Source organism: Ruminococcus sp. (genome assembly GCF_045129435.1).
Lineage (GTDB): Bacteria > Bacillota > Clostridia > Oscillospirales > Acutalibacteraceae > Ruminococcoides.
Map to the genome: position 1 here is coordinate 78,702 of NZ_JBGVJL010000193.1, position 10,242 is coordinate 88,943.

Sequence of the window (10,242 nt, forward strand, 5' to 3'; positions counted from 1 at the left end):
GCATATAATATTCAGGTGGTGTATTAAATGAATTATGTACTGGTGCAGATTGCCAAAAGATACCTTTGCATAACAGCCTGCGAAACTGTGGGCGAAGCTGCTGCCAATGGCACAGATAATAAGGCAAAAGGTAAAAAGCAGGCTGACCCAAACGAAAAGAAAGCCTACTCTTTCTCCTCTCCTCTTATTATACCTGTTGACAAGGCTATATTAAAGGATAAAAGTTCTGTATGGGAAGACCCTTCTCTCCTTGCTCGTCTTGTAAAGGAAGGACTCAGCACAATGAACCACAGTGAGGTTCGTGATGTTATTCTCATGGTAGAAAGCTATGACCTTACCTGTCAGGAATACCAGCACATTAAGGGTGCTAAAAAAGTTCTTGAGGGACTTGCTATTGACAGAATTAAAGACTTTGTAGGCGAGGCAGTTTCTGACTTCTCGGTAATCTACAAAGACTATTCAGAATTTAAAACAAAAGAGGTAAATGAAGAAATTACTTCTAAAGCTTTTGCAATGCCAAAGGCACTTGCCGATGACCTTGTAGCAGGCTTTAAGGCTTTCTCTCTTAACCTTATTCAGATTATCCCTTCTGAGGCGGCAATGATTTACTCCGCTCAGAAAACAATCTATAGCTTTAACAAGACAATCGCACTCATCAGTATGGACTACTCAGCAGTAAGAGTACTCATTGCTAAAGACGGTGTTCCTCTTTACTGCCACGACTTTGTTTCCCCTGTTGACGATATTCTACAGGTTATTGAAGAAGACAGAGATTTAAGCACCGCTGCCGCTATTGACTATCTGCGAACAGCAGGCTATGGCTTTAAAGAAGAGTGTCGTAATGCATCTTCTCAGAGGAAAATTGATGACATTGCAGAAAACCTCATTGACGATATTGTACGCAACATTCGTCTTGTAACAATGTCACTCAACATCAGCATTGACCAGATGTTCTTAAGCGACTTCTTAGCTTACATACCTCACATTCGCAATTACTTTACAAACTTTGGCCTTGCAGGCGAGGTTATGCTTGTTTCCGATACCTTTACCACCGGTTCTGTTATTCCTGAGCCATCACTAAAGGCAAGAGATGACTTCTACAAAAACGGCTCATACTTCCTTATGAATGAGCTTATGAACTGTGGTACTGTTTTTGAAAACAACCTTATTTACGGCTTAAAGGCTCAGCAGGCTAAAACACTTGACCAAAGTGGCAAGGCTGCGAAGGTTGGCTGCATAGGACTTGGTGCATTAAGCGTATTAGGCATTGCATTCTTTGGTTTCTTCTTTGGCAGAAGCATTGTAGATGATATGATTTATAACGATACAAAGTACGACTATGCAAAAACTCTTATAGAAAAAAGAGATAATATTACTCAGGCTTTGCAGGATCAGTCACAAGACGCATCTCTTCTTCCAAGAACTCAGCTTTACTGCGAAGATGTAATTAATCAGCTTGACACACAGGTTGTTAAGAAAATGAGAAGCTTTGACAGTTACAATATTACTCATACTACTGACGGTGATGAAAGCTACTCTATTCCGGTCAGCGGTACAATCAAAGACTTCCCTACCTTTATTGATTTACAGAACAGCATCAAAGATGACGGATACTTTATAATGAATGAAACCTTCTCGGTTGCAGATGATCCGGATTCAGGTCTTTATCAGCTTTCTGCACAAATTACAACAGACAAAACAACTGTTGACGCAAGAAACGCTGCTAATGAATCAACCGATAACAGCGATGCTGAGAATTAAGGGAGGGAAAAATAATGAAGAAAAATAAAATTCCGGGTTCAATTATCGCCTTTTTAGTACTCCTCATTGTTTTTGTAATTATATTGGTTGCACTTGTAGTACCAACTATTACAGGTCTTTCAAAATACAATGAAGATCATGCTACAATTTCAGCTCAGATTGCCGACTGTGACTCAGTGCTTGCTGATCAGGCAAATGTTGAGAAAAGAATTGAAGAAATGACTCAGCAGTACAACGAAAATCAGGAAACACTTTATATTGACGCAAAATCTTCTGTTGAGGATTTACAGGCTATCTTTGCTGACCTCGGCATTGATATGACATCACTTAATCGTGGTGAAAGTGTTCAAGATGACCAAGGCAGAACATCAATGGGCGGTATTCCACTTTTTAAAACAAATCTTTCTTTCAGCTACAACGGCTCAGAAGAAAACACACTCAAACTTGTTCATTACCTTGAGCAGGAGTCAAAGGGCTGCTACTTTATTAATACACTCACAATGTCACCAATGGAAGGTAGCAGTGATTACTCAACCTCATTCGATGTAACATTGTACTATTTTGACTCAACAAAGCAGGTTGCAACTACTGCACCAACTGAACCAACTACATAATTTAAGGACTTTTTACTATGGCTAATTTACTTTCAATCGACTTTTCGCAAATTTCAACCTACATAACAATGGCAGTAATTCTTGTACTGTCTGTTGTGCTCTGTATGCTTGCATACAGACTTTTAAACGCTGTGCCTGCAAAATGGCTGTGCGACTATGACGAGGAGCCTGACGAAAGTCTTTTAGGTACAAGGTATATTTTCAAACAAAGCGGAATTTACACTTCCGCTTTGTTTGCTATATTTAACTTAGGCATCTTTGCGTTTTTCGGCTATTCTTATTACACAATTTTCTTTTTATTAATTTCGTACACAATGCTCCTCATTGCTATGAGCGACTTTAAATATACAATTATTCCCGACCAATTCACAATCGCACTTGCTGTGCTCTGCGTGGCACTTGCAATAACCGACCTTCTCACACAGCAGATTTTTATTAAAGAATGGTGGAGTATTCCGCTTGGTGCTGCGTGCGGTGGCGGTGCACTTATGATTATCAATTTATTTTCTATTGTTATTCTTAAAAAGAACGGAATGGGCTTTGGCGATGTAAAGCTTATGCTTGCACTCGGTGCTTGTCTTGGTTTTCCTATGGTATTCTCAGGACTTTTAATCTCTGTGCTTGTTGCATTCCTTTATATAATATTTTTGCTTGTTAAAAAAATCTTCTCCAAAAACGATGTTTCAAGCTATTTCCCATTTGGCCCGTTTCTCTGCATTGGCTCTCTGTGCAGTATGTTCTTGGTAAATGTTATTAACTACGGCTTAGACCTTTACTTCGGACTTTTCAGCCTTAGTTTTTAACTTGTTATTTCCCCTTGAAAGGATGATTACATATGAGGAACTCTGTTTTTAACCTGAGTGATGACCTTGTTAAAAACGATATAATTAATCTGAAAAATCTAAAGCGTGTTCAGATGCTCTACGCTGAGGACAGCACAGTAACTATTGAGCAAGCCCTTGTAAAAGAAGGTCTTGTTACCGAGGAGCAAATTTACCAGCTTATGGCTGACAAAATGCACCTTCCGCTCGTTGACCTTGACTCCTACTACATAGAGGACGATGTTCTTCAGATTATTCCGGATCAGATGATGGAAGATTTAGGAGTAATGCCACTTACTGTTGAGGGCAATTACCTTTTAATTGCCATGACGAATCCACTCGACTATAAAGCAATTTATACTCTTAATAACTATACAAAAAGAAAAATTAAAACTGCTGTCTGTACTCCGTCACAGCTTGAGAAAAAGCGTAACGAAATTTTCAGCGTGTCAGACCAGGAAGCAGTAATTGACGAGGCTCAGGAATTTGTTCAGAGCCAGATGAAAAAAACTGAGGAAACAGTATCTACCGAAGGTCAGGAAGATATCGAGGATCAGCCTATCATCAAATTTGTAAACAATATGATAAGCGAAGCTGTAAGACAGCGTGTATCTGATATTCACCTTGAACCTCAGGAAACAAAAATGGTAATTCGTTTCCGTGTTGACGGTAAACTTATTAAATATATGGACTCAAGCAAGGAGCTTGCTCCTTCTGTAACAAGCCGTATTAAATTCATAAGCGGTATGAATATTGCAGAAAAAAGAGTTCCACAGGACGGTAGAATTCACTACAATGTCAATAATCAGAAAGTTGATATGCGTGTATCTTCCCTTCCTTGCGTTTACGGCGAAAAAATCGTAATCAGAATTACAACCGCACTCGGTATGAAGCTTGACAAAAAAGCAATCGGCTTTCTCCCGGAAAACCTTGAAAAATTCGATCAGCTTTTAACCTCAAGCCGTGGTATCATTCTACTTTCGGGTGCAACAGGTTCCGGTAAGTCAACCACACTTTACGCTGCTCTTTCAAGCCTTAACACCGAGGACAAAAACATCGTAACAGTTGAAAACCCTGTCGAAATGGTTTTGCCAGGTGCAACACAGGTTAATATCAATGAAAAAGCCGGACTTACCTTTGCAAGCGTTCTTCGTTCTATCCTCCGTCAGGACCCTGACATTATTATGATCGGTGAGATTCGTGACCAGGAAACCGCAGACATTGCAGCCAGAGCCGCTATCACAGGTCACCTTGTGCTTTCAACAATCCATACCTACAACGCAGCCAGCTCTGTTGTTCGTCTTATTGATATGGGTGTTGAGCCTTACATGGTATCTTCTTCAATGCTCGGCGTTATTGCCCAGAAGCTTGTCAGAAGACTTTGCCCTTCTTGCAAACAAGCCTATACTGCTACAGATGATGAGCTAAGACTTTTAGGACTTCCTATTACAAAGCAGCTCACACTTTACAAGGCAGGTCAATGCCCTGCTTGCAACAACATTGGCTACAAGGGCAGAATTGCAGTTCACGAAGTAATGCCGGTTTCACGAGCAATCAAAAATGCAATTCATCTTGGCAAAACCACAGATGAAATCGACACAATCGCCCGTGAGGAGGGTATGATTTCACTTCGTGACAACCTCAAAAAACTTTTGTATGATGGTATCATATCATTTGATACATTTATAGATACAGTATCAGAAATTTATCAGGAAGATTAAGGAGTAGTTTTATGGAATTTGAAGAGATGGTCAGATTTGCCGTTGAAAACGGTGCATCTGATATTCACCTTGCGAGTAATAACCTGCCGTCTTACCGTAAAAACGGTAAAATTATGAACTACAGCGGCACAGAGATTCTCGACGAGGACACAGTAATGAAATATATTGACGAGGTTCTTGAACCCGCAGATTATCTTAAATTCTGCAACACAGGCGACATTGACTCGGCTTATCAGTTTGAAGACCTGGCACGATTCAGAGTAAACGCATTCAAGCAGCGTCACGGTGCTTCGCTTGTAATGCGTGTAATCAAAATGAATCCGCCAAAGCTTGCAGACTTAAATCTGCCACAGTCAATTTCAAAAATTCTCAATTTGCAGGAAGGTCTTGTGCTTGTAACAGGTCCTACCGGTAGTGGTAAGTCAACCACACTTGCTGCGTTGATTAATGAAATCAACCACAGAGAGGAACTTCACATTATCACAATTGAAGACCCTGTTGAGTATATGCACTCCCCGGCTAAATGTATTGTCAACCAGAGAGAAGTCGGCGAAGACAGTGAAACCTATTCATCAGCTCTTAAATCGGCACTTCGTGAAGACCCTGATATTATCCTCATGGGTGAGATTCGTGACCTTGAGTCAATGTCAATCGCTCTTCGTGCAGCTGAAACCGGTCACCTTGTTTTCTCAACACTTCATACAGAGAGTGCGGCAAAAACTATTGACCGTCTTATAGATATGTACCCTGTTGAGCGTCAAAAACAGGCACTCAGCCAGCTTTCTACCACACTCAAGGCGGTAATTTCACAGCGTTTGCTTCCAAGATCTGACCGTCCGGGTCGTATCGGTGCATTTGAAATTATGTTTGTTAATACAGCTATCGCAAACCTTATTCGTGAGGATAAGATTCCGCAGATTGAGCAGATGATTTCTTTGAACCAGTCAACAGGTATGATTACAAGAAAGCTCAGTATCGAAAACCTCCTCAAGAGAGGGCTTATTTCAAAGGCAACTGCCGACAAGTACAGCTACGATGTGGCTGACAACGCCGCTCTTACAGGTGGCAACAATCCACAGCCAATGCCGGGTGCACAGGGAATGCCACAGCAGACACCGCAGCAGCTTACCGCTCCAATGCCACAGTATTCAAATCTCCCGCAAAACAGCACAAATGCTTATCTGAACAGGAGGTAATAAACAATGGAATTCTCTTATGTAGCGGTAAACGAAAAAAACCGTAAATATCGATCCCGAATGACCGCAAACACAAAGGATGAGGTTAAGCGAAAGCTTGAACAGCGAGGTCTTATTGCTCTTTCTATTGATGAAGTAAAAAAAGGCTCGCAGGATGATATTCCGATTTGGCAGCGTGACCTTGGCGGTACAAAAGATGTACATACACTAAAAATCAGCAACAAGCGATTGCTTACATTTATGCACCAGATGGCACTTATGATTAGATCAGGTATTTCGCTTTCGGTTGCAATGGCGGTAATGTGCGACACCGAAAAAGATAAAAATATGCTGAGAATTTTGCAGGAAATCACTGCAAACCTCTACAATGGTATTACTCTTTCACAGTCGCTCAGTTCATTTAAAACCTTCCCTACTGTTTATGTAAATATTATTCAGACAGGTGAGGCAAACGGCCGACTTGATGAAGCGTTTGACAAATGCGTAAACCTTCTTAAAAAGGAAATGAAACTTCGAGGCAAGATTGTGGGTGCAATGATTTACCCTATCTTCCTTGTAATTCTTACAATCGCACTTATTATTGTAATGAGTATTTTCGTACTCCCGTCTTTTAAAGGCTTGTTTGAGAGCTTTAACTCTGAACTCCCTATAATGACGCAGATGACAATGGGAATGTCAGATGTAATTGTACGCTATGGCTGGCTCATTATCCTTATTATAGTTGCTCTTGTTGTAACATTCAGACTTCTTTATAAAAAGAATTATTCATTCTGTATGTGGTGGTCAACAGCACAGCTCAGAATTCCAATTATCGGTGAAGTTTTAAGACTCAACCAGCTTACAAGATTTGCTAATATGATGGCAACCCTTACATCTTCAGGTGTAAACATTCTTTCATCACTTGAACTTGCACGAGATGTAGTAAGCAACAAGTTTATGGCAGACTGTCTTAACCAAGTAATTGAAGATGTAAGAATCGGTACACCTATTAATGTTTCCCTTTCAAGATATCCAAAAGCATTCGACCCACTTTTTGTTTCAATGGTAAGAGTCGGTGAGGAAAGTGGTATGCTCAGTGATTCACTTACTAAAATGGCAGATATGTACGAAGAGCAGTCAAACGATGCTACACAGCGTATGACCGATGCAATGACTCCTGCAATGACAATTATTATTGCGGTAATCGTTGGTTTCGTTGTAATTTCTATCGTACAGGCTATGTTCGGTATGTATGCAGTTATTAACTAATTGTATTTCAATAATCGAAAGGAGTTTTTTATGAAGAAATTCACTACAAAAAAGAGAAGGATTAACAGCAAAAAGGGTATTTCTATGGTGCTTGCCATTGCCTTGGTTGCAGTCCTTTTCTTAACAACAACCTCTTTTTTATCTATTGCAATGCTCCAGCAAAATGAAACCGGTACATCAATGAACTCTCGTCAGGCATATGTTTCCTCAAAAAGTGCTCTTGATATAGCTGAGGATTTCTTAAATGACAGAAAGCTTAACTTACCTACAAATATCGGCGATTCAAAATATTATGTTTTCTACTATGATGCATCCGGTAATGTTCAGGTAAAAGAATTTTCAAATGCATCTGACGCACAGAATTTTATTGATAACACAGACTTTACAGTTATTGGCAACGCTTATGTTAAAATAACAAAAACTTCAAACACAGGCTATACTATCACAGCCGTAGGTTCAGAGAACAAGTACAACAACACAAACGGCGGCAACACAGGCGATATTTCAGCTAAATTTGAAGTTACCAATCATTGGCAAACTAAGGAAGTACGCACAGATCTTAAAATGACTGAGAAAAAGATTTCTACACCTCCTACCGCAGGTGGCACAGGCTTCTTTATGCTTGGTGACCAGACAGCATTCTCTCTTTTAAAATCTCAAATTAAATCTACTAATATTGGTAACTTTGACTTCCGTACAATTCAAGGTTTGGAAGATAAAGGTGGTTTGGCATATATTCTTCGTAATGAAGCACAAACAACACCTATTTCATCTTTTTACCCACTTGTTTTTGATAAGGCTGTAAAAATCACAAGTAACTCGGGCAGTCGTTGCAGAGCTATTGCTTACAACAACGGAATATATCTTCTTGGTTCTTATAATGGTACAGATGACTCAGCTATAGCATCTATGAATGGCAATTTGGTTTCAAATAAAGCTAATGATGTATGTCTGTACACAGAAACAAACTCCTACGGTGTAACATTAGAATGTAAGTATCTTGTAATTAGCAGCAATATGATTACAAGAGCTGAGTACGGTCAGAAAACAGCAGCCGTTAAATATGCCGGTAGTGATTTTGCTCATGATGGCGGTGTTGTTATTAACTTTACAAAGCCTATTAAATGTATACAAAGAGATAACAACCAGGTTGTAGCTTCTTATAGTGCAGGATACTACTTTTTACCTATCTCAGAAGCACAAAATCAAACAGGTATTGATTTATTTGATTCAAGTACACCAGGAAAACTCATACCAATATCTGACTTAAGCACAGACAACCACTACAAAAATCTCAATGGTATTGACAAGTACAGTTCAATGCTTGATTCAAACGGTAAACTCAAAAATATGCACTCAGCGTACGAAGCTAAAACAGATTCAGGAAATACAGCTGTTTGTTTTTTAAATGACGGTGGTAATTTCCAGAAAGATAATACACTTGTATGTACAAATAGTCCTAAAAGCAGCTACTATACAGGTTGGGAGGATTATTATACTTATTGTGCACCATCTGCAATGCCTACAGTGTCAAACACAAGCTATATAGACCTGTATGCCGGCACAGAGTTCAATTATCTTTGGTATAATGTTAATCAAATGGATTTAAATTCAAATGTTAATATTAATATTAGAAGCCGTAGTGTTGTTTTAAGTATTGGACCTGAACAGGGAGAAGAAATTTACTTCAACCGAAACTATAAAGACAGTAATGGTAATGAACAATATCCTTACAGTTTTAACCAGGTTAATGCTCCATCAAGTGGTTTTATAAATCATAGTGAAACCAAGAAAAGCACAATGACATCTTTAGTTGCAAATAAAATCAAGCAAAATGATGCTACAGCTTCATTCAATGTAATGCCATACTGGGGTGAAAGCTCATTTACACTTACAGTAATCAATGACTTTACTGTAGAAAGAGCAAACGGAAACACTTACACAGTAAAAGCAGGCAAGTACACAGATATTCCGTCAAACGGACTTAATCTTTTCAGCAATGAAGCAGAAACCTACTTTGACAACCACTCAACAGAACAGGAAGATTCTGATACATCAGGTATTGACTGGGTACAAAGCGGAACTATAAACACTTCCGTTGCAGACAGCAAGCTTAATCAGAGCAGTTCTGTAATTAAGTTTGAAGCTTCAAACGGCGGCACTCTTAAAAACGGTGCATACACAGCAAAAGCAATTTACTGTGACTTTGGCAATACAGTCAAGGGAAACAACGCTACACTCAAGGGCGATGTTATTTCAATAGGTGCAAATAATTTGGACGGCAGCGGTGCTAATAACGGTTTGTTTATTAATTCCTACGGTGGCTATTCAGACTCAATATGTGAGCTTATTACAAAAACTACTATAACAAAATCTGACGGTACAACCGAAATTCAAACTAAAAAAACTCCTGTTGACGGATCTTTGCTCCACATCACCCGTGATACTGAGCTTGTGCTTGATGACGGACTGACATATTCACTTAATGAAGGCTACTACTACTTCCCTAATGAAAAGTCAGGCTTCAACATCTTAAGCAGTGCTTTCTGGCAGAAATGGACTGCAACAAATCCTTACTACTATGCAAAGGAAATAAACAAAGACACCACTATAAGCTACAGCATTCACAACGAATTAAAAACAGACAAAGTAAGCTTTGAAGGGAAGTATTTCTAAATGAAGAGGAAAAAACCGATATTGAAAAAACACTTTAAAAGTAAAAAAGGCTTTTCTCTTCTTGAACTTATTTGTGCATTAATGATCATGGCAATAGCCGTTTCGGCTACTGCCACCGGTCTTGCAATCAGCTATGAATCAATTACCAAAAACAGCCTTATGAACAAAGCTTCGGCAAAAGCCCAGATGTATTGTGACATTGTTA

The 10,242-nt window shown here is 39.3% G+C and carries 8 protein-coding genes; all 8 read left to right on the plus strand.

Features of this window, described 5'->3' with window-relative positions:
* Positions 1-27: 27 nt before the first annotated feature.
* On the plus strand, positions 28-1,761 hold the full coding sequence (locus ACJMMI_RS09165; RefSeq protein ID WP_405355111.1) for a hypothetical protein: 1,734 nt from the start codon (positions 28-30) through the stop codon (positions 1,759-1,761).
* 14 nt (positions 1,762-1,775) lie between these two features.
* The gene (locus ACJMMI_RS09170) at positions 1,776-2,375 is read left to right on the plus strand and encodes a hypothetical protein (protein ID WP_405355113.1); all 600 of its coding nucleotides are present in this window, start codon (positions 1,776-1,778) and stop codon (positions 2,373-2,375) included.
* A 17-nt stretch (positions 2,376-2,392) separates the two neighbouring features.
* Entirely contained in the window at positions 2,393-3,178 is a 786-nt protein-coding gene (locus ACJMMI_RS09175; RefSeq protein ID WP_405355115.1) for a prepilin peptidase, read from the plus strand.
* Between the two features lie 32 nt (positions 3,179-3,210).
* The gene (locus ACJMMI_RS09180) at positions 3,211-4,917 is read left to right on the plus strand and encodes a GspE/PulE family protein (RefSeq protein ID WP_405355117.1); all 1,707 of its coding nucleotides are present in this window, start codon (positions 3,211-3,213) and stop codon (positions 4,915-4,917) included.
* A gap of 11 nt (positions 4,918-4,928) precedes the next feature.
* A complete protein-coding gene (locus ACJMMI_RS09185; RefSeq protein ID WP_405355119.1) occupies positions 4,929-6,113 on the plus strand; it encodes a type IV pilus twitching motility protein PilT in 1,185 nt (394 codons plus the stop codon).
* A gap of 6 nt (positions 6,114-6,119) precedes the next feature.
* Positions 6,120-7,361 (plus strand): type II secretion system F family protein, encoded by a 1,242-nt coding sequence (locus ACJMMI_RS09190; RefSeq protein WP_405355122.1) that lies wholly within the window; start codon positions 6,120-6,122, stop codon positions 7,359-7,361.
* Between the two features lie 30 nt (positions 7,362-7,391).
* Complete coding sequence (locus tag ACJMMI_RS09195) at positions 7,392-10,037, plus strand: hypothetical protein (RefSeq protein WP_405355124.1); 2,646 nt, start codon at positions 7,392-7,394, stop codon at positions 10,035-10,037.
* The coding region (locus ACJMMI_RS09200; protein ID WP_405355126.1) for a type II secretion system protein at positions 10,038-10,242 on the plus strand (205 nt) is incomplete at its 3' end.